This window comes from Oribacterium sinus, assembly GCF_014202695.1.
GTDB lineage: Bacteria > Bacillota > Clostridia > Lachnospirales > Lachnospiraceae > Oribacterium > Oribacterium sinus.
The window spans coordinates 36,302-62,059 of the sequence record NZ_JACHHH010000012.1 but is presented as its reverse complement, the minus strand read 5'-3'; the positions used below and the strand labels follow the sequence as shown (position 1 = coordinate 62,059).

The window sequence follows — 25,758 nt, the reverse complement described above, 5'->3', positions numbered from 1 at the left end:
ATAGAAAATCGTCACTTTTACTAGATATGGGTTTAGACAAGACGGTTATAGGGCCTAATGGCTATAAAAGATTTATTCTTTGATGTTTTTGCAATTTCTACAGTTTTAATCATAGTACTATTAAGAGTTGCCTGATATACTTGGAAAGAAGAGATATAAGGGTGATTCCACCCTTATATCTTAAAATATTCAGTATTAATAGGTAGTGAAGAAGAAAGGGGCTGCTGAAAAATGAGCAAAGAAAGACTCACTGCATTTACGGATGCAATATTGGCGATCATCATGACAATATTGGTGCTGGAACTTGAGAAACCGGAGACAGCTGACTGGGCATCGCTTTGGGCACTCAGGTCGCATTTCTTCTCCTATACGATTTCCTTCTTCTGGCTTGGCGCTATGTGGGTGAATATGCATAACCATTGGCACAGGATCGAGAAGATAGACAACAAGGTGATCTGGTGGAGCATCATCATGCTGTTTTTTGCCTCTTTCTTCCCGTATGTGACAGACTTTGTGAGCAACCACTTCACAAGCCTTTTTGCACAGATGTTTTACAGCGTGATAGTGATATGTGTTTCACTATCCAACATGGCGCTTGGGCGAGCGGTCGCAAGGGCTAATGGTTCGACGAGCGCGTTGGACTATAGTAACCGGAAAATCGTTGCGGCTGACCTGATTATTAAGGCGATTGGCATTGTTCTTGCAATCTTTGTTTATCCGCCGATTAACATGTTTGCAGTTATTCTGGCAGGGTGTGTGGTGACCTTCCTTCCCCATATAGTGAATCGAAAAAACAAGAAACTAGGTGAGATCGATGCTGTATGATCCACACCTGGATTTATTCCTGCAGGTGGCGGAGCTTGGGAGCTTCTCCAAAGCGGCCGAAGCCAGGTACATCACGCCGTCTGCGGTCATCAAGCAGATAAATCTCTTAGAGAATGAACTTGGCGTTCGTCTTTTTGAAAGAACACACAGAGGGTTAAAGCTGACAAAAGCCGGTGAATCCTTAAAGAAGGATGCGCCGGAACTGATCAGGATGAGCCGTGAAGTCGCATCAAGAGCCATCTCTTCCATGAAGAGTGACGGACACATTATCCGCATCGGCACGTCGCCTATGACACCTGCGGAAGTACTTGTGGAACTATGGCCGAAACTGTCCGAGATCTTGCCGGGGCTGAAATTTCAGCTTGTACCTTTCGATAATACGCCTGAGAATGCCCGGATGATCCTGAAAAATCTCGGCGAAACCATCGATGTGGTCGCGGGTCTGTTCGATGAGAAACTGTTAATGTACCGCGAATGTAATGGTATTGAACTGACACGGGACAAGCTATGCGTGGCTTTTTCGGTTAATCATCCTCTTGCACAGAAAAAACGCTTGGCAATCAAAGATCTGTATGGGCAGGAACTGATGATGCTTTCCCCGGGCAGTATGGGCAGCATGGATGCACTGCGCGAATACCTTGTCACCAATCATCCGCAGGTAAAAATCGTAGATTTTCCGCTCTATAACACAGGTGTTTTCAATGAATGTGAGAACGGCGGCAGGCTTCTTATTACCACTGAGCGATGGAAAACAGTACACCCACTCCTAAAGACTGTCCGCATGTGCTGGAAGCATGATATGCCATACGGTTTGATGTACTCCAGAACCCCGGATAAAAAAGTGAAACAATTCCTAACAGCATTAAAAGAGATCGTTTAAGTTTATACCTTTTGGTACAAACTTCTTTCCGAAGAGAGACTTCTGTTTGAGGTTTCTTTTTTTATACTTAAAACAGGGTTGAGGAATAAACCGCTATTTTTGAAAGGAGGACTTTACGATGGAATAAGAAACAGAACAGTTTCTTCTCACACTATGACCCTAACATGGTGGAGAGGTTTGTGAAGACGGTCGAGGAGCGTATGCCCTGATATGCCAAGGAGGTTAAAAATGAGAAAAATATGGCCTGTTCTATTAGCCATCGTAATGATGCTTACATTGGTGGCGTGTGGAACTTCAAACAACAACAATTCGGAATCTGCCGGAAAAAGCGAAACGGAATTTACCGGAAAAGCAATTGTAGTTTATTATTCCGGCTCCGGCAATACGAAGAGAGTTGCAGATTTTGTTGCAGACGAATTGAAAGCTGACACCTTTGAGATTGTTCCTGTCGATTCATACTCCGATGATGACCTGAACTGGAGAGACCGTTCAAGCCGGGTAAATAGGGAGCATGACGACACCTCACTCCAAGATATCGAATTGGTTTCTACAGATGTGCCAAACTGGGACGAGTATGATGTGGTGCTGTTCGGTTACCCTATCTGGTGGCGCGAGGCTTCTTGGGTGGTAAACAACTTTATTAAAAACAACGATTTCACCGGGAAAACAGTGGTTCCCTTCTGTACTTCCACAAGTTCAGGCCTGGGAGACAGCGGAACCAATCTGGAAAAGATGGCAGGAACCGGTACTTGGGTGGAAGGTATACGCTTCAATGAAAAGCCGAGCGAGGATAGCGTCAGAGAATGGGTACGAGGGCTTGGCTTGGAATAACTGACTCCGTGCAGACAGGCGTCATCGGCATGGAGAACGAAATCCCGGCGCCGACAGAAATCGACTTCGGAGACGAGTATATTCGAGGCTTTCTCTTCGACAATGTATTGCACAGTGAAAATGACGGAGATATCCATTTCGGGCTGTACATGCCGGAGAGCTACGACGGCTCCGAACCTTATGCACTTTTTGTAACTCTGCCCGGCTACGAAGGACTGTATTTCCAAGGAGTTGGCTCCGTTTGTCTCCGAAGCATTTGAGTATATTATTCCATTCTTCGGAAAGAACCTGTAAGAAAGTGAGGACAGGCGCATGAAGAGAGTATTGGCTTTGATATTCATGATGGTTTTAGCTGTCAGCTTCTCTTCCTGCGCCGACTCTTCGCAGGATGTAGAGGTTGCTCCGAGACTGAATGAGGATGTACAGACAGATGAAGCGTCCCTTATGCCTGACACAGAGAAGGAAACAGAAAAACAAACTATGACAGAACACTATACAACGAATACAAAAATTGAAGATGTGATAAACGATCCCGTTTTTGGCGATTACGGCAGACTGATTTTTCCGGTGGACTCCGGCTATTATGGCGGTAGCACACTCGGCAATCTGTCGCTTACCTGGTACAACTACATAGATTCCGATAAGACAGTGGAGATCTGCAATTACATGAGAAATCATGCGGAAAACGGGGACACCATCTTTTATGACATTTATACGGAAGAGGAAAAGGCTGCAGATCCGGCGAAAAGAGATACGGGTTTGTTCTTCTTTAAGGGAAATCCCGGCACAAAGTTCGCTATCGTAAATGCCGGCGGCGGTTTTGCCTACGTTGGTGCGATGCACGACAGCTTTCCCCACGCGTTGGAACTTTCCAAGATGGGATACAATGCCTTTGCGCTGATTTATCGTCCCGGCGCACAGACAGCCTGCGAGGATCTTTCGAGAGCGATCGCCTTTATCTCCCGGCATACAGATGAACTTCAGGTAGATACGGATGGCTATTCTCTTTGGGGCGGATCGGCAGGCGGAAGAATGGCAGACTGGGTAGGAACATACGGTACGGAGTATTTCGGAGAGAAAGCCTATCCGCATCCTGCGGCTGTCATCGTAAATTACACCGGACTTTCGGAAGTGACAGGCTACGAGCCACCGACTTACAGCGCCGTAGGGACAAGGGACGGTATCGCAAGCTGGCGGACGATGAAATCAAGACTGGATACCATGTCTGAGATGGGCATTCCCACGGAGTTCCATTCCTACGACGGGCTGCCACATGGATTCGGACTTGGAACAGGAACTGTTGCCGAGGGATGGATCGATGATGCCGTGGCATTTTGGGAAGACCAGATGTGACACAGAAGAAATCGAGAAATTCTATATATGAACGAGAACGGCACCTGCAGAGGTATCAAAAAGAGCGGCGTGGCAAGAGAAGGCATTTTCCTTGTAACGAAGCTGTGGCCGACTGTTTATGAAAAGATACAGCGGTAGATGAAACGCTTAAAAGGCCGGGTACCGAATAACAACAGATTATTGATGGAGGTATTTATGAAGAACAGAATCTTAGGAAAAGACCTGGAGGTGTCGCCTATTGGTCTGGGTTGCATGGGATTTTCCCACGCATACGGAGCTGCAACAGATGAGGACACAGCCATTAACGCGATTCGGCAGGCTGTGGAAATGGGCTATACCTTCTTTGATACGGCTGAATGTTATACCGGTGAAAAGGCAGATGGGAGTATCAGCTACAACAACGAGGAGTTGGTAGGAAAGGCGCTTGCTCCATATCGGAATCAGGTAAAAGTTGCCACAAAGTTCGGCGTTAAGCATGAGAACCGCCAGCTTGTCCTGGACTCACGCCCGGAAACGATAAAAGCATCCATCGAAGGCAGCTTAAAACGGCTTGGTATGGATCACGTAGATTTGTACTATCAGCACCGCATCGATCCGAATGTAGAGCCGGAAGAAGTGGCAGTCGTCATGTCCGGCCTGATAAAAGAAGGCAAAATACTTCACTGGGGAATTTCCGAGGCAAATGAGGAATATCTTCGAAGGGCACATGAAGTATGTCCTGTGACCTGCATTCAAAACCGGTATTCCATGATGGCAAGATGGCATGAGAACCTCTTCCCGGTTCTGGAAGAACTGAATATCGGATATGTGGCCTTTTCTCCGCTTGCCAACGGCATTTTGTCCGATGCCTTTGCAAAGGGTGAGCAGTTTGATAAAGCGGATTATCGCAGTGCTATGCCGCAGTATTCTGATGAGGCGTTTGAACAGAACAGAGAACTTCTTTCGCTGATCAGAAATCTTGCGGAAGAAAAGAACGCCACACCTGCGCAGATTTCCTTGTCATGGATGCTCTGCAAGAAGCCTTATATCGTTCCGATCCCCGGTTCGAGAAAAGTAGAGCGCATCAGAGAAAATCTTGGTGCGGTGGAGATCAGCCTGACAGCGGAAGAGGTCATAAGTATTGATGAAAAACTGAATCACATGGAGATGTCGGCGGTATTCGGCGGCTCTCCTGTGAGGAAATAATGGAGGAAACGAAAAATGAGCATTTTGTTTATCAACGCAAGTCCGAATAAGAACGGCAACACGGCAAAGCTGGCGAAGGAACTGCTTACCGGAAAAGAGTACGCAACCTTAAATCTCATCGACTATAAAATCTATTCCTATGGTCAGGAATATCCGGATGACCAGTTTAATGAAGTTATTGATGCGATCCGCAAGGCGGATACCGTGGTCATGGGTTCGCCAATGTACTGGCATAACATCTGCGGTTTAATGAGGAATTTCCTTGACCGTTGCTACGGACCGATCGAACAGGGCGAGTTCAGCGGCAAGAATCTGTATTTCATTATGCAGGGTGCTTCACCGGAGAAATGGCAGCTTGAAGCATGTGAGTTTACCATGTCTCGTTTTGCCAGCGTGTATGGGTTTGCTTATAAGGGCATGGTAACGAATTCGCAGGAAGCAAAGAAAATAAATGTGGATTAATCGGTGGGCGGGGGTGATATCGATATGAAAAAGAAAATAGTATCACTCCTGCTTGCCCTTGTGGTTCTTTGCACTCTTACGGCCTGCAGCAAGCAGGAGACTGTGAAACCTACAGTGTCGTCAGATACAGCTAAGCAGAATATAAAAGAAACAGCAGTGCAGGCGGAGGAAAGCACAATGGAACCATTTACAAAAAATGCAAAAGATATACCGGAAGAACTGGAAGTCATCTCTGTGGAATACAGAAAGCCTGCCGCACGGGAAGGAACGCTTGTCAAGCTGGATTATGAGACATGGGAGTCCTTTTCCTATGAGCAGCACAGTCAGAAGCTGAACAAGACCGCCTGGGTGTATCTTCCCTACGGATATGATGAAACGCAAAAATACAATATCTTTTATCTCAGTCACGGCGGCTGGAGCAATGAAGAAACCGTCCTCGGAACGGACAAGCAGCCGTCAGAGCTAAAGCATGCTGTAGACCATGCCATTCAAGACGGTCGGATGAAGCCGATGATCCTGGTATGCCCGACCTATAACAACACCAGCGGACAGGACAGCTGGGATTACAGCCTTGCCCTACAGTTGACAGATCGGTTCCACAATGAATTGCTGAATGACCTGATCCCTGCTGTAGAGGGCAAATACCATACCTGGGCGGACTATAATACTTCGCCTGAAAACCTGAAAGATACCCGTGACCACCGGGGATTCGGAGGCTTTTCCATGGGCAGTGTGAATACCTGGCATACCTTTCAGTATTGCCTTGATTATTTCCGCTACTTTATGCCCATGAGCGGCAATATGGGAGACGGTGCATGGATTGATGCCGTAGTCAGAGCCTCTGGGTGGACAGACGAGGACTTCTTCATCTGGACTGCGACAGGAACGGAGGATTTTGCGGCATCCGGCTTTTCTTATCAGATAAACAGTATGGTGAATGAGTACAGCGATACGTTCCATCTTGCAAACAATGAGGTAGATGGAAACGTATCTTACAGAATATATGAAGGCGGTACCCACGGACCGGAAGCGGCGAATCAATATACATTCAACGCACTGCTTTGGTTCTGGAACGACTGAGGAAGGAGAATCAGAAATTCGACCGCAGATCATGCAGATTCGAATCTCCTGGAGAATGATCAGCAGATGGGAGGATTCTTTACAACACTCGGTGAATAAGAAGGTCTTATGAAAGATTTTCAATGCGGATGAGAATGTTTTCTCTGTCAGTCACCTTTTTTTGATTCAGTCATTTACCCTGCGCTTAAGGGTGTCGAACCACCTTTTATACTCAGATTTTTTAGATGCCCTGCAAGTACAATAGTAGTCAGTATAGCTTACATCATCTGAAAAAGGTATGTTGACACGGTTCTTCTTGCCGCCGAGGACTCGTAATGTCAAGTCGGTGGAAAAACCGGACATTGTAGATGAACTTGCAACTTCCCATAGTTCATCCGTGCTGCCCTGGCGCAGAAAACGTGAATCCGGCATATTTGCTCGGACGATGGAATCCCACATCCCGACTTCGGAGGCCATCAGGAAGTTTTCGCCATTCAGGTCATGGAAGGAAACGGAGCTTTTTTCCGCGAGAGGATGTGTCGGTACCAATGAGGCGCAAAGCTGTTCTGAACCGCATTTTTGCGAATAGAAGCCGTCCTCTTTGAAAGGATGCGGAAGAATGACCATCTGATAGATATCGTTTTTCAGACCGGTTATGAGTTTATCTTCATCCTTTAATTCTGTTGAGACTGTCATTTTGGAAAAATTGCTCGTCAGGGTCGGGGTCAGTTCCATAATGGGACCGGGGGCAATAGAGCCAACAGTTATGGTCTTTGAAAGTCTGTGAAGCTGCCTTACCTGCGAAAACATCTTGTCTTGCATGTCAAGTATCTCTTCAGCATACTTTGCGGCGAGTTCCCCGTTGTCATTCAGGCGAAGTCTTTTCTTTTCCCTTGTAAAAAGCGGCACACCGAAAACATCCTCCAGCTTAGCCATGGAGCGGGTCATGGTGGGCTGTGTCACATGCACCTGTTCAGCTGCTTCAGATAAAGTTTTGTATTTTTTGAACGCTGCAAGGTGCTCCAGAAGATATGTCTCGATCATTCATGAATCCCCCATTCTGTAAGGCTTTTCACCATTATACATTATCATAATATACGCGGCAAGTATATTTTCATACGCAAGTTTGATTTTACATGCAGAAGGATATCATCTAAAATACAAGCATAACAAGCATAACAAGCATAACAAGCATAACAAGCAGAAAGATAGAAACAATAACGGAGGGAAATATGAATACGCTGATTGTATATTTTTCATGGAGCGGAAATACCGAGAAGATAGCAAAGGATATTGCCAAAAAGACCGGAGGGGAACTGTTCAGGCTGGAACGCCAGATTCCGTACAGCGAGGATTATAATACCTGCGCATATGTGGAAGCGAAGGAAGAGATTGACAAAAAGATCAGACCTGATGTGAAGAGACCTCTTCCGGATGTCAGCCGGTACGACAAGATCATCCTGGCATTCCCGATCTGGTGGTATACATCCCCAATGCCGGTGTGGACATTCCTTGAATCATATCCGGACTGGAAGGGGAAGACGGTGTATATCTTCGCAAATTCCTACACGGATGATCCGAACTACTTTACGACGTCCATAGCCGATGCGAAGAAGAGCGCACGGAATGCAGATATTCAGCCGGGGCTTTTCAACAAGGATATTAAGAAGCTGGACAGATGGCTTGCAGAAAACGGGTTCAATAACTGATCAAAAATAAAAGGAGGGTCTTACCATGGAATACGTAACACTTAACACAGGAGCAAAGATGCCGCTTGAAGGATTCGGAGTATTTCAGTTCCCGGATGCTGATGAGTGCGAAAGAGTCGTTTATGACGCGATCAAGACAGGATACAGATTGCTTGACACCGCGGCAGCTTATATGAATGAGGAGGCTCTTGGCAAGGCTGTAAAGAGAGCTATAGCTGACGGAATCGTGACCAGGGAAGAACTGTTCATAACCACAAAGGTCTGGGTGCAGGATGAAAAGAATGAAGATACTGCTTATGAGGCAGTAAAGGCATCCCTTGCAAAACTTGATATGGAATATGTGGATCTCGTCTTGCTTCATCAGGCTCTGGGAGATTATTTCGCAGCATACAGAGGGATCACAAAAGCATATAAAGAAGGACTGACGAAGGCCGTCGGCGTATCGAACTTCTATCCGTTTGTGCTCGCGAATTTTTGTGAGAATGTGGAGGTCATCCCGGCTGTTAACCAGGTCGAGTTTCATCCCTTCTTCCGGCAGGAAGATGCTATTGCTCTGATGAAAGAATATGGGATCGTTCCGCAGGCGTGGGGGCCTCTTGCGGAGGGTAAACATGGAATCTTTACCGACACTGAGCTTTCTGCTATCGGCGAGAAATACGGAAAGACTGCTGCGCAGGTAGCACTTCGCTGGAACACGCAGAGGGGCGTGTCCATCCTGCCGAAGTCCACGCATGTCGAAAGAATGGAGCAAAACATTAACATTTGGGATTTCGAGCTTACAGAGGACGAGATGAAGAAGATCGGTGAAAAGGATCTCGGACACAGCGAGATCATAAACCACTTTGATCCGCAGCTTGTAAAGGCTTTAAATGGAATGAAGATCCACTAAGTCGGATGATGAAAGGAGAATACGATGATGGATGTACAGAAAGTAGTATTTAATGAAAATCCTAATCCCCCAGCTATGCTGGGGAGCTTGTCAAGTACAATTTGACAGAGATCATGAAAGATATGAAGAAGCCTTATCTTGTGATCTCGGGCGAGAACGCATGGTCAAAACCTTCTTCGGGAGAGATCTTCGCCGCAGTACCTCATGACAACAAGGCGATGCATGTCATTCCTGAGGCAAGCCACTTTGATATGTATGATCTGGAACCGTTTGTTTCGGAGACGTCCCAGTACATCATACCATTCTTTGAAAAGAACTTATAAAAAAGAAAGAGGCAGGGGTGATGAGCTCCTACCTTGTTGGAATAGGAGGCAGAGAAAAAATGGAATCATTCACATACAGTTACCCGGTAAAGGTCTATTTTGGTGAAAAGGCAGCGGAGAAGAACCTGCCGGCAGAGCTTGCAAAAGTTGGAGAAAATGTGCTGCTTGCATACGGCGGCGGATCGATTAAGAAAAATGGTGTTTATGACGAGCTGGTCGGTATTCTTAATGCTGCGGGAAAGAAGATTACAGAGTTTACCGGTATCATGTCCAACCCTACATATGCAAAGGTACAGGAAGGGGCGAAGCTGGCAAGGGACAACAAGATAGATTTTATTATTGCCGTTGGCGGCGGTTCTGTAATCGACTGCTGTAAAATTGTATCAGCCCAGGCAAAGATGGAAAAGGATCTTTGGGACTTTGAGTATGCAGAGCATGGTACCCCGACAGAGTTTATTCCAATGGGCGCTGTGGTTACTGCTTTTGGCACCGGCGCGGAAATGAATAACGGAGCAGTGATCACGAATGAAGAGAAGAAGTCAAAATCTCCGCTTCGGGGAGCTTTCTATGATTTCGCAATTCTTGATCCGGTGTATACCATGACGATGCCGATGAAGCAGGTGATCTCAGGTGCGTTTGATTCATTGTCCCACAGTATGGAGACCTATATGGGATCGCCTCGTGACGTGAATTTATCTGATGAGATAAATGAGGCAACTCAGAGAAACATCATCAGAAACATAAGGATGACACTTAAGAATCCCGAAGATATTCAGGCGAGAAGTGAACTGATCTGGGCTGCTGCAATGGCGGAAAACGGAATCCTCAAGATTGGAAAAGCAACCGATTTCCAATGCCATATGCTGGAGCATCAGCTGGGTGCTTTTACGGACTGTAATCATGGACAGGGATTGGCGGTGCTGCATCCCGTGCTTTACAGGCATATGCTCCCGGAAGCGGTAAAACAGTTTGCAAGGCTTGCTGTTGAAGTATGGGATATTGATCCTACAGGTAAAAGCGAGGAAGAACTTGCAGATGCATTTATTGATGCTCTTGCCGCATTTATCAAGGAGATAGGACTGCCGACAACATTTGCCGAGATGAATATTCCGGAGGATACGAATTTCAAGGCGATTGCAGATACGACGATTCTGACCGGCGGCTGTGCTAAGAAATTCAGCAGGGAAGAATTATTGGAGGTGCTTTTGGAATGCAGATAAAGAAACTGATGTCAATTATCGCTGCCTTTACCATCACGCTGTCCCTTGCGGCATGCAGCAGCGCGAATCCAAACGCTGATTCAGATGAAAGTGCGCCGGCCCGGACAGAGCAGGCACAGCAGACAGAACAGGCTGGCACAAGACGGTACATCTACAGTTGAATGGATTGCAAACATCATACATGTAGAGACAGTGGCATTATTGTCCAAAATTGATGTCCATAAGCATATAAATGTTGAAATTTAGCTTGATGAACTTAATTTAACAAGTACTGAAGTCAAGGAAAGCTATGCACAAATCATGGAATAAGTATTAGAAAAATTTGCATTAGAAAGTTCTCTAAATCATTCTTGATAATTAGGGAACTTTTTTGTATTATTCAAATAAAAAAGTTCCCTAAAACGAAAGAGGTGACAGCAATGGGGGCAAATTATTCAGAAATTCAAGAATTATTACAGCAAAGAGCAGATATACAGGCTAGAATGAATCTAATGCCATATGATGGAAATCCGGAAATTAAGGTATCGAATGATGCAAGATACTTGTACATGCGTAAACGAGTGGCAGGAAAACTAACATCTACCTATGTGGACCTGTATTCAGACGAACTGTATCAGTTGCTTTTGCGTAATGCTAAAGAACGAAAAGATTTAAATAAAGCTCTTCGTAAAATCAATAAAGATTTAGCGGTGCTTGGTTATGAAGATAAGGAACTTTCGACTAGAGTGTTACAGAACCTGGATTTTGCCAGAGCCAATATGAAAGCCAATATCTATGATCAGGCAGTCTTAGAAGGTGTTGCAACCACATTTCCACAGACAGAGGACATTATAGAGAACGGAAAGGTTAGTGGAGTATCGGCTACTGACGTGCAAAAAATTCTTAACTTGAAACATGCCTGGGAATTTATTCTGGATAGAGATGTTATTCAAAGTGAAAGTAATTATCACATGCTCTGCCATATTGCAAAGCTGGTTAATGAAGGTTTCTTCTATGACGGAGGCCGTATTCGTGGTATTCCCATACAGATCGGAGGAACAAATTATGTGCCACCATTGCCTGTTGAATCTGCCGTTATCGGACAAATAGAAGAAATTAGAAGCCGAGACAAAGATCCAATAGAGACAGCGATTGAATTATGTATGTATTGTATGAAAACACAGGTGTTCAAAGATGGAAATAAGCGAGCATCAGTTATTTTTGCAAATCATTATTTGATTGCACAAGGTATGGGGTTATTAGTTATACCGGAAAAGGATGTACCGGAGTTTAAAAAATTATTAGTTCGGTATTATGAAGGTGAGCCACTAGAGCTTATTGGAGCATTCCTAAAAGAGCGTTGTTGGAAGCGCTTTTAGGGGTTTAACAGCTTTTTCTAAAAATGATCCGGCTTTGTTTTTTAATAGTATGAAGACGGCCAGCAATATATTCAGCGACAAAGGATATGGATTCTAAAGAGATAAAGCAGCTAATTCAAAATGGAGAGAAGATAGATGTCGAGTTTAAAGAATCCAAAAATGCTTTAACCAAAGATGTCTTTGATACAGTATGCTCTTTCAACAATAGAAATGGCGGACATATTTTACTTGGTGTAAATGATAAAAGAGAGATTGTTGGTGTTAGTAAAGACAAAGTTGATAAAGTGATTAAGGAATTTACTACGGCAATCAATAATCCGCAAAAGATGTATCCGCCACTTTATTTGCTTCCTGAAGTCTTTGATATAGATGAGAAAAAAGTAATTTATATAAAGGTTCCTGAAGGTTATCAGGTGTGCAGACATAACGGAAGAATTTGGGATAGGTCTTATGAGGGAGGCATCAATATAACAGACCATTCCGAACTTGTATATAAGCTATACGCAAGAAAGCAAGGAAGCTATTTTGTTATTTGGAAAAGACAACTCTATTATGTCCGTTCTTCCGCAGCACAAAACAGATGCGATATTTAGGGTTGAAAATAAGGATAGATATGACGATAGAGATGTTGTCATAACAAATCTGATTGACAGCTATGACAGACTTATAGAGTTTGGGCAGAAGCATTTGAATGATCTATTTGTATTGGACGGAATTGTGAATGTCAATGCAAGAGATAGGATACTTAGAGAAATAGTATCAAATACACTGGCTCATAGAGATTATTCAAGTGGGTATCCTGCAAAGATGATTATTGATGATGAGAAAATTACTGTTGAAAACAGCAACTTGGTTCATGGTATGGGAGCATTAGACTTGCAGAAATTTGAGCCATTTCCTAAAAACCCTGCTATATCAAAGGTATTTAGAGAAATAGGTCTTGCTGATGAATTAGGCTCAGGAATGAGAAATACCTACAAGTACACACAGCTTTATTCAGGACAAAATCCGCTATTTGAGGAAGGAGATATATTCAGAACGATTATTCCTTTGAAGAAGATAGCGACGCAAAAGGTGGGTGGAGGGAATGTCCCTCACAGTGTCCCTCACGATGTCCCCCAGGGCAGAGATGAACTGATTGAATTTATAAAAGCACAAGTAAGATTAAATAATAAAATTACAAGACAGGCTATTGCAGAAGGTGTAGGGGTAAGTGTAAAGACGATACAAAGAACTTTGAAGGAAATAGATAATTTGAAGTATGTAGGAAGTGGTAATAGCGGACACTGGGAACTGAATGAATAGAAGTTCTAATGAAAGTGTGCAAAATGCTGAATTGTGATATAGTTGACATCATGGAATTACCCCTATAGAAGAAAATGAAATTACTTAAGGAGTGCATGATGTCTGGCAGGAAAAAGAGCGTAATCAATAAAGAAAATCTTCGTACAAGAAAATATATGAGAGATAAGTATTCTAAGTCTAACATTAATAATGTTTCAGGGAATGTTTTTAATGGCCCTACTAATATTGTAGCAGGTAACAATTATTCTAAGAAAGATGAAGAAGATAAGGTTGCAAGATATACACCGGAACCTATTTGGAGAAGTCCAATAACAATGGCAATACTTTCATGGATGGGACTTATACTTTCTTTAATAGGGCTTTTTCCACTATATAAAATATTTGAACCTATAATTAATTTAACAGCCAATAAGAGGATTAAAGCGGAATTAAATAATAATATTTATGTCGTAATTTTTGCTGTAATATTTATATTTTTTGTACTTATCATGTCTTTGAGAAGTATTACAAAAAAAGAAACTAGACATCCGTTATTCTTTAATTATGCAATAAGTGGTCTGGGAAGAAGAATTACAATAGAAAAAATCCATATTGATAAATGCCCTATATGTGGTGGCACAATGAAATACTTCAATAAGGCAGTAGAATGGAAAGATATAAAATATTCAGATGGTAGAACAAAACGCGAGGTTATAAAGAAGGTGCCTGCTTTGCAATGCATGCGAAATTCGGAACATTGGTTTAAGGTGGATCCAGCCTCAGATAGAGTAAATAAAATAGGAGACTGAAATCTTAAATAACCTTATTGAGATTTTTATATTCAGTCTGAATACAATAGATGTAATGTTATTAAAAAAATTTTTTATGAATATATCGTCTAGTATAGAAAAAGCTTAAAATTCTCGTATGGAGACGGTTGTCTTGATGTCACGATTTGAAATAGTGAATTAGATGTCAGGTATTTTGGAATGATTTTTGGAAAACGAAAAGGGCTGACAACCAATCCGGCAACTCGACCATTTTGGATGGTTGCAGGCAGTGGATTGGATGTGAAGGAAAAGTAGATTAAATCGGAGGTCAGAAAATGTAAAATGAATAAATATAGAATTGTTTTTAGCCCAACAGGTGGAACTGAAAAGGTAACAAAGACAATAACAAAATTCTGGAATGAAGTGAAAGACGTAGACCTTTCAAAAACAGATTTGGATTTTAGTTCCATTTCATTTACGAAAGAAGACATAGCTGTGATCGCAATGCCGTCTTTTGGTGGAGTAGCACCACAGCTCGCATTAGATCGGCTTGCTAGGATTAAAGGTAATCAGTGTAAGTGCGCAATTGTTGCTGTATACGGCAACAGAGCATATGAGAACACGCTTGTACAGATGGAAGATTATGCTGTGGAAGCAGGTTTTCATGTGATTGCAGCTGTATCGGCAGTTGCGGGAATAGTAATTAAAAAGGCTTGCTCAGTCAGAAATAAATGTGAATTGTACATATAAATTGGAAGTTTGGGAAGGTGAGTTCTATGGAAAACTTTAAAGAAAAAGAATATAAGGTATTTGAAATGTTTGATAAGCAGTGGGCAGTTGTTACAGCGGGCTCACTGGAACATTATAATAGCTGCACTGTTAGCTGGGGCAGTTTGGGGAATATTTGGGGGATTGTAGGTAAAAGCAGACCAACGGTTACAGTTTATGTTCATCCTGCTCGTTATACCAGTGAATTTTTGAAAAACAGCGATACTTTTACGGTAAGCTTTTATCCTGAAAGCTGTAAAAAGGCATTGGGCTATATTGGTTCGCATTCCGGCAGGGATGGGGATAAAGCTGTCGGTGCAGGACTGACTCCTATCGAAATCGGGCAGGGTGTAACCTATAAAGAGGCAAATTTAACATTTCTTTGCAAAAAGTTGTATCAGCACCAATTTTCTAAAGAGGATCTTGCAACTGAAGTTCAGGAGTACTATGCTTCCATACCAAAAGAATATCCCGATTTCAATGGAGGATGGCAACCACATATCGTTTTTGTAGGTGAAATTATAGAGGTTAGGGGTGAGCGGTAAATTCCCGCTTGTCGGGAAGTCGCAGAGAAGCTTCCTGGTTACGCCATTGTGCAGAAGCTCCTTGCGGATGTAGTAAAAATCCGGCATGCGTTTGTCAGATGTTGACTCCTCAGTTTTGTGGAACAGCCTCTCCTGCAGTTTTTGTTGGTCACCGTATTATCAAGTGGGTAGCTATTGTAGACGGCTGCGATCCTGGAAAAATTTTTATCAAGATTGTATTTCTGCTAGCACGAAATACTATAATTACTATTGCGTCGATGTATAGTGTTCTTATATGGAATGACTTTATATTCGCGAATACATTTATCAGTGACAGTAACGCTAAAACTGTTGCCATGGGACTTAAAGATTACGTTGGAGCTTTCGGAAATGTGGACGGGGGTCTACTTTTGCCGCAATCGTTATTTCCACACTTCCACCATTAATTATTTATTTTGCCTTTAATAAGTGGGTTACTGCTGGTATGACAATGGGAGCCACAAAAGGTTAAATGGAGGTACGAAGATGATATTTCCAGGAAATGTAAGCATGATGCCATATCTGACACATGGAAAGAGCAGAGCAATAAATGCGGAAAACAGAACAGGAGAAAAGGGCAGAGGTGGAATGGCAGCGAGTCCTCTTGGGCCGTCTCGAAAGGGGAAACCCTGTCTTACGAACATTCAACCAGGACAGGAGGAAATTCTTGCTGATATAGAGGGGCCAGGTGTCATTCAACATATATGGATTACTGTTGACAAGAAAACCTCAGACGGCGATTGTTTTGTTCTGAGGGACCTTGTTCTACGTATTTATTGGGATGATGAAGAAAATCCCTCGGTTGAAACGCCATTAGGAGATTTTTTTTGTTGTGGATTTGGACAGGAATGTATTATTAATTCCGCGGTGATTACTGTAGTACCATCCCGCGGATTGAATTCATATTTTTCGATGCCGTTTCATAAACATGCTCGGATAGTACTAGAAAACCAGCATAAAAACGTAATACCAGCTTTTTTCTATCAGATTGATTACTGCCTGTATGATGCGCTTCCGGAGGATACAGCTTATTTTCACGCACAATGGAGGCGACAGGCAGTTACAGAAAAGGGAAAAGATTACGTTATTTTGGATAATATAAAAGGAAGCGGCCAGTATATAGGTACTTACATTGGACTTTCTGTTCTCCAAAGATACTGGTGGGGAGAGGGAGAAGTTAAATTTTATATTGATGGAGATGTAAAATATCCAACGATATGTGGGACAGGGATGGAGGATTATTTTGGAGGCTCATGGAGTTTTGCTTCTAACGATAATGGAAAAACTGTAGAAAATAATTATTGTACATCGTATTTGGGATATCCTTTTTATTCAAGACATGATTCCCTTGTATATAATCAATATCATAATGATGACTGTCCTCCAATGCGGGGATTTTACAGATGGCACATTCCTGATCCAATATTCTTTGAAAAAGATTTGAAGGTAACTGTACAACAGATTGGAGTCAGTCATAATGGGTTATTTGAAAGACAGGATGATCTTTCGAGTGTTGCATATTGGTATCAGAAGGAACCTCATGTAACATTTCAGAAGTTATTATCTGCAGAACAAAGGTGGCCTAGATAAAATATGAAAAATACGATTATTAGAGTATGTGATTGTATAGGCTATTTTGTCGTGTTGAACTTATGCTGGATTTTATGCAGCATTTTTGGTTTTCGGATTCCTGCCATATTCAATATTGATAGCTTGTATCATCATAGTTCCCATAATACTTACCCTGTGGTCTTTTTATACATTGTATATCGGTTGCGTTTTATGGGGATTGGTTGGTATCTCATGCGTTGGCTGGGGAGAACGAGTGGGTTGTTCTGCCAACCCGTATCTTCAGTTACTTTCTTGGCGTACAGCGGTATTCTCATGAATGCCCATTTGAGGAAACATCGCTGGTCGCATTCCGGAAAAGACTTGGATCAAAGACTGGCGGAACTAATCGAATTTTGTGGTATGCCACGTAGTAAGCGTGAGATAATGGATTTCCTTGGTCTTACGGATAGCAAGAATTTTAGAAAAAGATATCTTGTTCCTTTACTTAATGCAGGAAAAATAGAAATGACGATACCTGATAAGCCAAACAGTAGGAAGCAGAAATATAAAAAAGTGAACAGTAGTGCATGAATTGCTACCGGCTCCCAAGAGAAAGAAAGGATAGATATGATTTTAGAAACAGAGAGACTTATCCTCCGTCCTTGGGAAGAAGCGGATGCAGAGGAATGCTATAAATACGCGAAGGATTCGCGAGTAGGTCCGATTGCAGGGTGGCCTGTACACACAAGTGAAGAGGACAGTAGACAGGTTATTAGTGATGTGCTGATGGTGCCGGAGACCTACGCTATTGTGCTAAAGGAAACAGGACTTCCCATTGGCAGCATCGGCCTTCACCACAATGACCTTGCAGAAAAGGAGGATGAGGCGGAGCTTGGTTATTGGCTGGGAGTTGATTATTGGGGACAGGGTCTTGTGCCGGAAGCGGCAAGAGAGCTGCTGCGTCATGCCTTTGAGGATCTAAAGCTTGTTCGCATCTGGTGTGGTTATTATGATGGCAACGACAAATCAAAGCGTGTTCAGGAAAAGCTTGGGTTCAAGTATCAATGGACTACCGGAGATGCACCTGTGCCGCAGATGGGCGAAACAAGGAAGGGACACGTAAGCCTACTGACGAAAGAAGAATGGCATGGCGGCATTGAAGAAATTTACCGATGAAGGTGTAATAATCCGGGAAGGATTAGGGCGAAATACATTTTACAATCACGCAGATAGTAAATGACTTTTCGTCCAAAATTGCGTTAATTTGGACGAAAATAGAAAATGCTGGATAAAAGGGCTAAGGATACGAAAGCAGGTGAAATGGATGGATGGCATTAAAAAGGATCCATTTGAGGAATATATTAGGCAGTCAGAACCTTCCAAACGGGAGTTGGGTTATGCTTGGTATACCGCAATGAGACTTCAAGTTGTCGATGGCCTTGAAACATCGGATTATTTGAAAAATACGGCAAGAAAAAAATATTGAAGGGATTATAACAATCTCGCTAGGGGAGTCAGAGCTCAGAGAAACTGTATCGGAAAGAATAAAGAAATAAGAGGAGGGCCCTAACATGCCAACAACAATAGAGGTGAATAAACAGAACGTGGAGATGTTCCTAGGCAGTGGTAAATCAAAACCGTTTGTTATTCCGGAATACCAGCGCCCCTACGCATGGACAGAGGAGCAAGTAGAAACTCTTTTTGAGGATTTATGGGAATTTACTACTATAAGTGGCGGTGTGGAAAGAGAAAGCTCCTATTTTCTGGGGAGTGTGGTTTCCTACGAAAATGAAAATGGTGAGCAGGAAATTATCGATGGTCAGCAACGGATTACATCATTGTTTCTGCTGCTACGTGCAATTTATACAAAGCTTGTAGCTACGCCTGAATCGGAGAGAACAGCAGAAGCTAATAACTTTATTGGTAAAATTGAACCTACAATCTGGCGCACGGATAAGCTTACCGGTACAGTGGACTTTAAGAATATTCTTTTGACTTCCCGAGTTGTGAATAATGAAGGGAATGAAATTCTACGCACCATCTTGGAAAGCGGAAAAACAGATGAGAATGCGAAAGATAATTATTCAAGGAATTATCGTTATTTCCAAAAACTGTTTGATAGACATTCTACAGAAAATCCGCTTATGATTTATCAGTTTATCTACGCAGTGTTGAATCAGGCAATTTTACTCCCAATTACCGCAGATACACAGGATACGGCATTAACTATTTTCTCAACATTAAATGATAGAGGATTACCTCTGTCAGATGCTGATATTTTCAAGGCAAAAATTTATAACCAACTTGAAGTGGAAGCTAAGAAAGTATTTATAGAGCGCTGGAAAGATTTGGATGAGCAGGCTACAGATGCAAATGAAAGCATACAGCAGCTCTTCTATTACAATATGTTTTACTACCGAGCACTTGATCAGGATACGAACACAACTACTCCCGGTGTTAGAAAGTATTATGCGTCTAATAAGTTTGAACGTTTATATAAGAAAGAACTGTTGGATACTCTCTTCGTAATTTTGAATCTGTGGAAGGTTATAAATAAGGGTGAGGAGATTGAAGGAGAAGCTTGGTCTAAGAATAATAAAATAAAACAGACTCTGGATATCTTGACTTCCTATCCGAATGAGTTCTGGAAATATCCGGTTGTTATTTATTATGTTTGTTACAGAAACGAAGAGTTTTTTGAAACAAGATTTGCACGTTTCTTGAACAAGCTTCTCATGGAGTTGATGACAAAGTATCTGATGATGCCGACAATCAATGCTGTTAAACCGGATATTCTGAAGCTAAATTCTGCCATTGTAGCATCGAATAGACCTATTTTTGGATTTAAGACCGTTGATGTGACACAGTTGGAGCCTTATATTCATAATCCGAATCGGAATGCAGTACGCATGCTGCTGAAGACACTTGCCTACGAACATCAGGATGAGCTGCTTCCTAGTAAATGGGAAATTGAACATATCTTTCCTCAAAAGTGGCAGACCAATTACTTTCCAAAGGAGTCGGACTCAATTATTAAGGAAAAAATTGAACATATAGGGAATAAGTTGCCATTTGAAAAGAAACTGAATATTGTTGCCGGCAATGGCTATTTTAGTAAAAAGAAAGAAGAGTATAGGGTGTCTAAGATTACTATTACAAATACAATGGGTACGTCGGAAGTTATGGAATGGAATCTGGACTCTATTATAAAACGTGATCTTCGTATTTCTGATGAGATGGCTAAGATTTTTACCAGATGGAACAATGAATATTTGAATTTTCCAATCGATAAAGAAAAGGCGGAAGTACCTTCGGAGGAAGATTGAACTATCCGGAATTTCCAGATAGTTCAAGAGGAAGGATTTCGTCAGGTTGGACGTGACACTAAGCACTATAATGTCCAAATGGTTATTGCCGTAGGCTTTAAAGTCAATTCTGATTGTGCGGTACAATTCCGGAAATGAGTAAACCAGATTGTAAAAAGAGATATGCATGTCGCGAAGAATTATCTTAGCGAGAAGGAATGCGTTTACTGGAAAGAATTGTATCAGCTTCTTGATTTCATCCATTGTTTACAAATACTCTTTAAAAAACTATAATAAAAGTGTAATTGTAAATGGAGTGATAAAATGAACGCTTTGGAAAAACACTTTTTAGAAAATAATATTATTACCAATAAACAGGCGGAAGAGATAGGCATAAAAAGGCATATCTTAGCTTCACTTGTTCATAAAGGCGAGCTGGAGAGAGTTAGAAATGGTGTTTATAAGAAAAAGGATGCCATAGATGATGACTTTGCTGTTATATCTGTTAATAATGAGCAAATGGTATTTTCTTTTCATACAGCTTTGTATCTTCTTGGATTTAGTGACAGAATACCTAATGTTTTTCATATCACTGTGCCTCAGGGGTATAATGCAGAGCACATCAAACGGAAATTTCTGAATATCAAGGTTCATTACGTAAAGAGAGATTGTTTCAATTTAGGACTTATTAAGACGAAAACCCCACTGGGATCAACCGTTAAATGCTATAACATGGAAAGATGTATCTGTGATATTGTTTTGAAAAGGAAATCTATTGATAAGCAGATTTTCATCAATGCACTAACCGGATATTTTAAGAGCAAAGATAAGAATGTTAGAAATCTTATTAAATATGGTAGAAGCCTTGGTGTTGAAGATGAGCTCAGAAAATATATGGAGGTTTTATAAATGATAGGCTCGGAAAGTTTGAAAGGAAGAAGTTAAACGAAATATTGTTTCGGAAATCATGGATGTAAAGTAGATGGTGCCAGCTTGCGAGAATACGCCTACGGTACTGCTTACAAATGATTATGATGAAGAAGAGCAATAAGTAAACTTCTCTGGAGAGGGCAGTAGGTATGAAAGTTATTGAGGACATATATAAAAAGGATGCTGAACGTCTAAAAAAGCATTTTAATGAATTGAAACCAGACTGGATCGTGAATATAACAGAAGGTGATTACAATCTATATAAGCTTGGATTTGTAGAAGATATTCCATGTTCTGTAAGCATTGAAGTATCTGATGCAGAGATAGAAGATTTTCTTAAGGAAATTTATGAAATGGAAACAGATGCGTATATTGATGAGGAGCTTCTGTATATTCCATCCAGCAAATTAAATGAAACAGAAAAAGAAAGAAAAAGAATAGCCAGAGAAAACCTTAATCGGTATGAAAAGTATTCTTGGCTAGAAGGTATCTTGTAGAGGAAAACAATTCACCTAAAAATCGGAAGTTTTAGGGGTGAAAAATCTGCTCGACAGATTAGAAGTTGAAGAGGTGAGTTTTTGAGAGCATACGAAAATAAAGAAGAACTCAAAATTGAAATAAATAAAGCATTTGGTAAATATATTTCAGAATTTGAGGATATTCCGTAAAGTTTAAAAGATAAGAGATTTGATGAAGTCGATAGAACTCCGGCTGAAAATCTTGCTTATCAGGTAGGCTGGACAAGCTTAGTTCTTAAATGGGAGGAAGATGAAAGAAATGGACTTCAAGTAAAAATACCATCAAATGAATTCAAATGGAATCAACTTGGTGAATTATATCAGTGGTTTACGGATACTTATGCTCATTTATCTATACAAGAGTTGAAACTAAAATTAAAAGCAAATGTTAATTCTATTTGCGTAATGATTGATTCATTGAGTGAGGAAGAATTATTTAAGCCACATATGAGAAAATGGGCTGATGAAGCGCTTGACCAATTGCATACTTTGCTTAGCAGGAATAGGAGGGATTAACAATGGCATTGCTGACGCTTAAAGATGTATCCTATTTTTACGAAGGAACGCACAACGGAATTTATGACATCTCTTTTGAGGCAGAGAAAGGAGATTTTATTGCTGTTGTTGGCAAAAATGGAGCCGGAAAAAGCACTTTACTCAATCTATTATCCGGAATATACAGTCCTCAACACGGAAGTATCACTTGCTCACCCAAGCTTACTTATCATGATTTAGGCATAAGCCCACAAAAGCAATCCATTGATTGGTATTTAAATGTGCGAGATAACATTATGCTTGGAGCTGTATTGACCGGTCTTTCTAAGAAAGAATCACAGGCGGCAACGGATTCTATCTCTGAAATTCTTGATCTTACAGATTTCTATACCCGTTCCCCCGATTCACTCTCCGGCGGACAACAACAAAGAGTTCAAGTTGCACGTGCTTTAGTTCATAAGCCTGAAATAATGATTTTGGACGAACCAACCGCCGGTCTGGATTACCGTTACTCCCATGGACTATTTGAATATTTGAAAGAGAAATGTTTTGATGAAAAGAAACTGGCTCTTGTTTCATCCCATGATTTGGGAATGCTGGAAGATTACTGCAATAAAATTCTATTTCTAAACCAAGGTCAGCAGTTTTACTTTGGTAGTATGCGGGATTTTTTAAGCGCTCACCAATTGACAAGGGAAATCACAATTTCCTTCTCCGGCGAAATGAGCGACACGCTCAAAAAGGAACTGATTGACCAAGGAGCTAAGCTTGAAGGGCAAACAGTAAGTTTCATCGAGTCTTCTGTAGATTTGAACTGCATTATTGGAAAGCTTTTAGCTGAAGTATCGATTACAAGTATGGGCAGTGAACGCTTGGGCCTTAAGGAAATCATGATGCAAGAGGAGGCAACAGAAAATGCGTAAATTTCAAATGTATATTAAGCCCGGGCATCTTGGGCTAAAGGGTTTACCCATAATGGTCAATAATGAGCTGAAAGCACTTTGGTCCAACAAACAAATTATCTATAGTAGTTTGATTTCCCCTATTTTATATTTCTTATTTTATTCTGTAGGTATTCAGGCTACATTTGGAGATATATCCTTCAACGGAACGACAGTAAGTTTTCTTTCCTATTCTTTAATCGGTATTTTTGCAATGTCGTTATTTAAAGAAATGTACCAATGCGTTTATCGCATGATAACGGACAAGCGTTGGGGACTTTTAAGCTTAAAGATTCTTAACGGCATTCATCCGGCAATTTATATACTCGGAATTGCAACCTTTCCAATCGTAGGAGTTGTCATTCAAGCCAGCATTCTATATATTCTTTCCTTTTTTGTTGGTGGATCTTTTTCACTTTATAGATTTTGCATGATTATCGTTTTTTTAATGATTAGCGTGCTGTTTTGGGCGTCTATCCTGATTTGCGTTGCGCTACTGATAAAAAATTATAAGCAACGAGACTTTGTGATGGACACTCTCTTAGTGCCAATTCTTTTTGCTGCACCATTATTTTATTCCTTTGACAATGCGCCATTCCTTCTAAAATGTATTTCACGGATTAATCCCCTAACATATCAAGTTGATGCCATGCGTACAATCGCATTCGGCATTCCGGATTTCACTACGATTTGCATCGTTTTAGTTTTCACAGTTGTGGCCTATTTATTCGCTATATTCTGTCTAAGTAATACCAATTTCAAAAATGATGAACATTGATTACAAGTCTAAATCCGGTGAAAACTTATTTATTAGAACTTTCATATTCCTCACTAAATTCTTTGAAAAAAGATTTACAGATATTTTGGATTTTGAGAGGAAGCAAGATAAAAATAGGATTATACTTAAGGAAAGTATAAAGGAGAAATTTATGAACGCCTAGTCGAGGCTAAGGATGACTAAAAAGCAGTATATCAGTGGCGTAGAAAGTATTTAGGTAATAAATATGTTTGTATTTTTATGTATCGATTTTATGATGGTTTTGCTCTATTTGATTATAGGTATTCTATTTATTAGATCGAACGGCAGAGCAATTCGATATTTAACCGGACATGATCTTGACGAAAATATATCAAATAAAAGCAAAGAATTATGCATCATTTGTGGTAAGCAAATTATGAAATGGAGCCTATGTTTTATTATAGGGTTTGCGATAGATCTGCTTTGGGCTGGAGCCGGTCTTATAGCAGCGGCTATTCTGAATGCTGTTCTAATATTTAGATTAATGGTATTAAGAGATCATTTTGAAAATGGCAAATAAGCTGTCTGTCCAACAAAATCTGCCGGCTCTCAGACCGGCAGGTTTTTCTTATCTGCTTTTATCCGTCCTACAGCTATCCGGTAATACCTCCGACCAGAGCATCAGTTTTTCCAATTCTTCCTCAGGAACATTTTCTCTTGGATAAATGAAGAAATCAGATCCTCCGAATATGTGGTGGACACCGTGGCGGCAGTAACAGGGGGCTTATCTGCAATGATTCATGGTCTGGGCTACCAAGGTGAGCAATGGTTGGAAAAGTTGAGAAATAAAGAGCTGATTCTGGAATGCTTGTGGGATGATAAAACGCTATTATCCCCACGACGATTAAAGTAGTATTTAAGGAAATAAGACTTGTCAAGCAGAACAAGTAGTGATAAGATTAACACATCAAAATAAATTGATGTGAGGAACTTTTATGAAGAGAGATTTAGTAAAAACTGCACAGATATTTAAAGCCTTTTCAGTAGCGGTTCGCCTAGAGATATTGGATTTATTAAAAAATGGGGAACTGTGTGCCTGTGTTTTACTGGAAAAACTGGATTTAACGCAATCGGGCTTGTCATACCATATGAAAATATTGATAGAGTCAGGAATTGTTACAGCAAGAGAAGAAGGCAAGTGGGTTCACTACACCATATCTGAACAAGGAAGACAAAAAATAATACAGATGTTTTTAGAATCTACTGCAAGAAATTAGTTACCCTTAAGGGTAACTAAAAAAATACTCTTTATATCAAAAAAACTTGATGTATTAATGAAATCTAATTCAAACAATTAAAGAAAGGGTGTAAAAAAATGAAAAGAATGTCAATTTATGAACCGGCTATGTGTTGTGATACAGGTGTTTGCGGAGTTAATGTAGATCCTGAACTTGTACGTATTTCAACAGTGATTAACAACTTGAAGAAAAATGGTATCACTATTGAAAGATACAATTTATCAAGTAAGCCAATGGCATTTGTCAATAATAACAAGGTAAAAGATGCTTTGGATAAAAATGGAACCGATAGGCTGCCATTAATCCTTGTGGACGAGGATATAGTCATAGAAGGCAGATATCCAAAGAATGAAGAAATAATGGAACTTTTACAAATCTCAAAAGATTATCTTGAAAGTAGTAAGCAAAATGGCTGTTGTTCTTCAGGTAATGATTCTTGCTGTAGTGAAGATGAAGAACCAAATCAAGGGTGCTGTGGAAATAATAGCTCTTGTTGCTAAGG

Annotated in this window: 32 protein-coding genes and 2 pseudogenes; 33 read left to right on the top strand and 1 reads right to left on the bottom strand. The window is 41.1% G+C overall.

Annotated features, from left to right (window positions below; all coding sequences use genetic code 11):
• Positions 1–231: 231 nt before the first annotated feature.
• From HNQ46_RS10485 to HNQ46_RS10450, 8 genes are all read left to right on the top strand, one after another.
• A complete protein-coding gene (locus HNQ46_RS10485; RefSeq protein WP_183684638.1) occupies positions 232–825 on the top strand; it encodes a TMEM175 family protein in 594 nt (197 codons plus the stop codon).
• Complete coding sequence (locus HNQ46_RS10480; protein WP_183684637.1) at positions 815–1,705, top strand: LysR family transcriptional regulator; 891 nt, start codon at positions 815–817, stop codon at positions 1,703–1,705. The genes HNQ46_RS10485 and HNQ46_RS10480 overlap by 11 nt, the downstream gene beginning before the upstream one ends.
• Before the next feature lie 228 nt (positions 1,706–1,933).
• Positions 1,934–2,536: a flavodoxin gene (locus HNQ46_RS10475; protein ID WP_183684636.1), complete on the top strand. Its 603-nt coding sequence runs from the start codon at positions 1,934–1,936 to the stop codon at positions 2,534–2,536.
• A gap of 29 nt (positions 2,537–2,565) precedes the next feature.
• Positions 2,566–2,796 (top strand): hypothetical protein, encoded by a 231-nt coding sequence (locus tag HNQ46_RS11985; RefSeq protein WP_243155916.1) that lies wholly within the window; start codon positions 2,566–2,568, stop codon positions 2,794–2,796.
• 52 nt (positions 2,797–2,848) lie between these two features.
• On the top strand, positions 2,849–3,889 hold the full coding sequence (locus tag HNQ46_RS10465) for an alpha/beta hydrolase (RefSeq protein WP_183684635.1): 1,041 nt from the start codon (positions 2,849–2,851) through the stop codon (positions 3,887–3,889).
• A gap of 195 nt (positions 3,890–4,084) precedes the next feature.
• Entirely contained in the window at positions 4,085–5,074 is a 990-nt protein-coding gene (locus HNQ46_RS10460) for an aldo/keto reductase (protein ID WP_183684634.1), read from the top strand.
• 15 nt (positions 5,075–5,089) lie between these two features.
• The gene (locus HNQ46_RS10455) at positions 5,090–5,536 is read left to right on the top strand and encodes a flavodoxin family protein (protein WP_183684633.1); all 447 of its coding nucleotides are present in this window, start codon (positions 5,090–5,092) and stop codon (positions 5,534–5,536) included.
• A 24-nt stretch (positions 5,537–5,560) separates the two neighbouring features.
• Entirely contained in the window at positions 5,561–6,616 is a 1,056-nt protein-coding gene (locus HNQ46_RS10450; protein ID WP_183684632.1) for an alpha/beta hydrolase, read from the top strand.
• Positions 6,617–6,781: 165 nt separating this feature from the next.
• Here the strand turns inward: HNQ46_RS10450 and HNQ46_RS10445 are convergent, their stop codons facing one another.
• Positions 6,782–7,639, bottom strand: a complete 858-nt coding sequence (locus tag HNQ46_RS10445) for a LysR family transcriptional regulator (protein ID WP_183684631.1) — start codon at positions 7,637–7,639, stop codon at positions 6,782–6,784.
• A 188-nt stretch (positions 7,640–7,827) separates the two neighbouring features.
• On the opposite strand from HNQ46_RS10445, the gene HNQ46_RS10440 reads away from it, so the two are divergent.
• The 25 genes and pseudogenes from HNQ46_RS10440 to arsD all read left to right on the top strand — a co-directional run bounded on the left by HNQ46_RS10440 (position 7,828) and on the right by arsD (position 25,756).
• Positions 7,828–8,304, top strand: a complete 477-nt coding sequence (locus HNQ46_RS10440; RefSeq protein ID WP_183684630.1) for a flavodoxin — start codon at positions 7,828–7,830, stop codon at positions 8,302–8,304.
• 25 nt (positions 8,305–8,329) lie between these two features.
• Positions 8,330–9,193, top strand: a complete 864-nt coding sequence (locus HNQ46_RS10435) for an aldo/keto reductase (protein ID WP_183684629.1) — start codon at positions 8,330–8,332, stop codon at positions 9,191–9,193.
• A 101-nt stretch (positions 9,194–9,294) separates the two neighbouring features.
• Positions 9,295–9,516: an alpha/beta hydrolase family protein gene (locus HNQ46_RS10430; protein WP_183684628.1), complete on the top strand. Its 222-nt coding sequence runs from the start codon at positions 9,295–9,297 to the stop codon at positions 9,514–9,516.
• A 59-nt stretch (positions 9,517–9,575) separates the two neighbouring features.
• The gene (locus HNQ46_RS10425; RefSeq protein ID WP_183684627.1) at positions 9,576–10,736 is read left to right on the top strand and encodes an iron-containing alcohol dehydrogenase; all 1,161 of its coding nucleotides are present in this window, start codon (positions 9,576–9,578) and stop codon (positions 10,734–10,736) included.
• A 419-nt stretch (positions 10,737–11,155) separates the two neighbouring features.
• Complete coding sequence (locus HNQ46_RS10420; protein ID WP_183684626.1) at positions 11,156–12,094, top strand: Fic family protein; 939 nt, start codon at positions 11,156–11,158, stop codon at positions 12,092–12,094.
• Between the two features lie 86 nt (positions 12,095–12,180).
• Positions 12,181–13,399, top strand: a pseudogene (locus tag HNQ46_RS10415) (RNA-binding domain-containing protein).
• Positions 13,400–13,407: 8 nt separating this feature from the next.
• The gene (locus HNQ46_RS12350; RefSeq protein WP_156778147.1) at positions 13,408–13,467 is read left to right on the top strand and encodes a hypothetical protein; all 60 of its coding nucleotides are present in this window, start codon (positions 13,408–13,410) and stop codon (positions 13,465–13,467) included.
• Positions 13,468–13,473: 6 nt separating this feature from the next.
• Complete coding sequence (locus tag HNQ46_RS10405; RefSeq protein ID WP_207720032.1) at positions 13,474–14,187, top strand: hypothetical protein; 714 nt, start codon at positions 13,474–13,476, stop codon at positions 14,185–14,187.
• 303 nt (positions 14,188–14,490) lie between these two features.
• Positions 14,491–14,898: a flavodoxin family protein gene (locus HNQ46_RS10400; RefSeq protein ID WP_183684625.1), complete on the top strand. Its 408-nt coding sequence runs from the start codon at positions 14,491–14,493 to the stop codon at positions 14,896–14,898.
• A gap of 26 nt (positions 14,899–14,924) precedes the next feature.
• Positions 14,925–15,461, top strand: coding sequence for a flavin reductase (locus HNQ46_RS10395; protein ID WP_007157369.1), 537 nt, complete (start codon positions 14,925–14,927; stop codon positions 15,459–15,461).
• Positions 15,462–15,965: 504 nt separating this feature from the next.
• On the top strand, positions 15,966–17,069 hold the full coding sequence (locus HNQ46_RS10390) for a glycoside hydrolase family 172 protein (protein ID WP_007157367.1): 1,104 nt from the start codon (positions 15,966–15,968) through the stop codon (positions 17,067–17,069).
• Positions 17,070–17,072: 3 nt separating this feature from the next.
• Complete coding sequence (locus tag HNQ46_RS10385; protein ID WP_156778125.1) at positions 17,073–17,621, top strand: Fic family protein; 549 nt, start codon at positions 17,073–17,075, stop codon at positions 17,619–17,621.
• A gap of 36 nt (positions 17,622–17,657) precedes the next feature.
• Positions 17,658–18,206 (top strand): GNAT family N-acetyltransferase, encoded by a 549-nt coding sequence (locus HNQ46_RS10380; protein ID WP_183684624.1) that lies wholly within the window; start codon positions 17,658–17,660, stop codon positions 18,204–18,206.
• A 148-nt stretch (positions 18,207–18,354) separates the two neighbouring features.
• On the top strand, positions 18,355–18,516 hold the full coding sequence (locus HNQ46_RS10375; protein ID WP_207720031.1) for a hypothetical protein: 162 nt from the start codon (positions 18,355–18,357) through the stop codon (positions 18,514–18,516).
• An 85-nt stretch (positions 18,517–18,601) separates the two neighbouring features.
• The gene (locus HNQ46_RS10370) at positions 18,602–20,356 is read left to right on the top strand and encodes a DUF262 domain-containing protein (protein ID WP_183684623.1); all 1,755 of its coding nucleotides are present in this window, start codon (positions 18,602–18,604) and stop codon (positions 20,354–20,356) included.
• A 3-nt stretch (positions 20,357–20,359) separates the two neighbouring features.
• Complete coding sequence (gene rhuM, locus HNQ46_RS12190; protein ID WP_183684673.1) at positions 20,360–20,494, top strand: RhuM family protein; 135 nt, start codon at positions 20,360–20,362, stop codon at positions 20,492–20,494.
• Between the two features lie 165 nt (positions 20,495–20,659).
• Positions 20,660–21,244 carry a type IV toxin-antitoxin system AbiEi family antitoxin domain-containing protein gene (locus HNQ46_RS10360; RefSeq protein ID WP_183684622.1) on the top strand — a complete coding sequence of 195 codons (585 nt, stop codon included), beginning with the start codon at positions 20,660–20,662 and terminating at the stop codon, positions 21,242–21,244.
• 170 nt (positions 21,245–21,414) lie between these two features.
• The gene (locus HNQ46_RS10355) at positions 21,415–21,762 is read left to right on the top strand and encodes a hypothetical protein (protein WP_183684621.1); all 348 of its coding nucleotides are present in this window, start codon (positions 21,415–21,417) and stop codon (positions 21,760–21,762) included.
• A gap of 192 nt (positions 21,763–21,954) precedes the next feature.
• A pseudogene (locus HNQ46_RS10350) lies at positions 21,955–22,299 on the top strand (ClbS/DfsB family four-helix bundle protein); the annotation flags it as partial.
• Positions 22,300–22,301: 2 nt separating this feature from the next.
• Positions 22,302–23,201 (top strand): metal ABC transporter ATP-binding protein, encoded by a 900-nt coding sequence (locus tag HNQ46_RS10345; RefSeq protein WP_183684620.1) that lies wholly within the window; start codon positions 22,302–22,304, stop codon positions 23,199–23,201.
• Positions 23,194–23,997, top strand: coding sequence for an ABC transporter permease (locus HNQ46_RS10340; protein WP_183684619.1), 804 nt, complete (start codon positions 23,194–23,196; stop codon positions 23,995–23,997). The genes HNQ46_RS10345 and HNQ46_RS10340 overlap by 8 nt, the downstream gene beginning before the upstream one ends.
• Before the next feature lie 226 nt (positions 23,998–24,223).
• Positions 24,224–24,538 carry a hypothetical protein gene (locus tag HNQ46_RS10335; RefSeq protein WP_183684618.1) on the top strand — a complete coding sequence of 105 codons (315 nt, stop codon included), beginning with the start codon at positions 24,224–24,226 and terminating at the stop codon, positions 24,536–24,538.
• Positions 24,528–24,683: a hypothetical protein gene (locus tag HNQ46_RS10330; RefSeq protein ID WP_183684617.1), complete on the top strand. Its 156-nt coding sequence runs from the start codon at positions 24,528–24,530 to the stop codon at positions 24,681–24,683. Before HNQ46_RS10335 ends, HNQ46_RS10330 begins: the two co-directional genes overlap by 11 nt.
• A 270-nt stretch (positions 24,684–24,953) precedes the next feature.
• Complete coding sequence (locus HNQ46_RS10325; protein ID WP_183684616.1) at positions 24,954–25,235, top strand: ArsR/SmtB family transcription factor; 282 nt, start codon at positions 24,954–24,956, stop codon at positions 25,233–25,235.
• Between the two features lie 98 nt (positions 25,236–25,333).
• Positions 25,334–25,756, top strand: a complete 423-nt coding sequence (gene arsD / locus HNQ46_RS10320; RefSeq protein WP_183684615.1) for an arsenite efflux transporter metallochaperone ArsD — start codon at positions 25,334–25,336, stop codon at positions 25,754–25,756.
• The last annotated feature ends 2 nt before the right edge of the window (positions 25,757–25,758 follow it).

Bases quoted from the DNA above. Each gene is read 5' to 3' on its own strand.
- HNQ46_RS10435 (WP_183684629.1), top strand. From the start codon at position 8,330: ATGGAATACGTAACACTTAACACAGGAGCAAAGATGCCGCTTGAAGGA.
- HNQ46_RS10425 (WP_183684627.1), top strand. From the start codon at position 9,576: ATGGAATCATTCACATACAGTTACCCGGTAAAGGTCTATTTTGGTGAA.
- HNQ46_RS10480 (WP_183684637.1), top strand. From the start codon at position 815: ATGCTGTATGATCCACACCTGGATTTATTCCTGCAGGTGGCGGAGCTT.
- HNQ46_RS10455 (WP_183684633.1), top strand. From the start codon at position 5,090: ATGAGCATTTTGTTTATCAACGCAAGTCCGAATAAGAACGGCAACACG.
- HNQ46_RS10355 (WP_183684621.1), top strand. From the start codon at position 21,415: ATGAAAGTTATTGAGGACATATATAAAAAGGATGCTGAACGTCTAAAA.
- HNQ46_RS10460 (WP_183684634.1), top strand. From the start codon at position 4,085: ATGAAGAACAGAATCTTAGGAAAAGACCTGGAGGTGTCGCCTATTGGT.
- HNQ46_RS10485 (WP_183684638.1), top strand. From the start codon at position 232: ATGAGCAAAGAAAGACTCACTGCATTTACGGATGCAATATTGGCGATC.
- HNQ46_RS10340 (WP_183684619.1), top strand. From the start codon at position 23,194: ATGCGTAAATTTCAAATGTATATTAAGCCCGGGCATCTTGGGCTAAAG.
- HNQ46_RS10475 (WP_183684636.1), top strand. From the start codon at position 1,934: ATGAGAAAAATATGGCCTGTTCTATTAGCCATCGTAATGATGCTTACA.
- HNQ46_RS10375 (WP_207720031.1), top strand. From the start codon at position 18,355: ATGGATGGCATTAAAAAGGATCCATTTGAGGAATATATTAGGCAGTCA.
- HNQ46_RS10465 (WP_183684635.1), top strand. From the start codon at position 2,849: ATGAAGAGAGTATTGGCTTTGATATTCATGATGGTTTTAGCTGTCAGC.
- HNQ46_RS10440 (WP_183684630.1), top strand. From the start codon at position 7,828: ATGAATACGCTGATTGTATATTTTTCATGGAGCGGAAATACCGAGAAG.
- HNQ46_RS10330 (WP_183684617.1), top strand. From the start codon at position 24,528: ATGGCAAATAAGCTGTCTGTCCAACAAAATCTGCCGGCTCTCAGACCG.
- HNQ46_RS10390 (WP_007157367.1), top strand. From the start codon at position 15,966: ATGATATTTCCAGGAAATGTAAGCATGATGCCATATCTGACACATGGA.
- HNQ46_RS10420 (WP_183684626.1), top strand. From the start codon at position 11,156: ATGGGGGCAAATTATTCAGAAATTCAAGAATTATTACAGCAAAGAGCA.
- HNQ46_RS10345 (WP_183684620.1), top strand. From the start codon at position 22,302: ATGGCATTGCTGACGCTTAAAGATGTATCCTATTTTTACGAAGGAACG.
- HNQ46_RS10450 (WP_183684632.1), top strand. From the start codon at position 5,561: ATGAAAAAGAAAATAGTATCACTCCTGCTTGCCCTTGTGGTTCTTTGC.
- HNQ46_RS10335 (WP_183684618.1), top strand. From the start codon at position 24,224: ATGTTTGTATTTTTATGTATCGATTTTATGATGGTTTTGCTCTATTTG.
- arsD (WP_183684615.1), top strand. From the start codon at position 25,334: ATGAAAAGAATGTCAATTTATGAACCGGCTATGTGTTGTGATACAGGT.
- HNQ46_RS10385 (WP_156778125.1), top strand. From the start codon at position 17,073: ATGAAAAATACGATTATTAGAGTATGTGATTGTATAGGCTATTTTGTC.
- HNQ46_RS10400 (WP_183684625.1), top strand. From the start codon at position 14,491: ATGAATAAATATAGAATTGTTTTTAGCCCAACAGGTGGAACTGAAAAG.
- HNQ46_RS10325 (WP_183684616.1), top strand. From the start codon at position 24,954: ATGAAGAGAGATTTAGTAAAAACTGCACAGATATTTAAAGCCTTTTCA.
- HNQ46_RS10395 (WP_007157369.1), top strand. From the start codon at position 14,925: ATGGAAAACTTTAAAGAAAAAGAATATAAGGTATTTGAAATGTTTGAT.
- HNQ46_RS10445 (WP_183684631.1), bottom strand. From the start codon at position 7,639: ATGATCGAGACATATCTTCTGGAGCACCTTGCAGCGTTCAAAAAATAC.
- HNQ46_RS10360 (WP_183684622.1), top strand. From the start codon at position 20,660: ATGAACGCTTTGGAAAAACACTTTTTAGAAAATAATATTATTACCAAT.
- HNQ46_RS10405 (WP_207720032.1), top strand. From the start codon at position 13,474: ATGAAATTACTTAAGGAGTGCATGATGTCTGGCAGGAAAAAGAGCGTA.
- HNQ46_RS11985 (WP_243155916.1), top strand. From the start codon at position 2,566: ATGGAGAACGAAATCCCGGCGCCGACAGAAATCGACTTCGGAGACGAG.
- HNQ46_RS10380 (WP_183684624.1), top strand. From the start codon at position 17,658: ATGATTTTAGAAACAGAGAGACTTATCCTCCGTCCTTGGGAAGAAGCG.
- HNQ46_RS10370 (WP_183684623.1), top strand. From the start codon at position 18,602: ATGCCAACAACAATAGAGGTGAATAAACAGAACGTGGAGATGTTCCTA.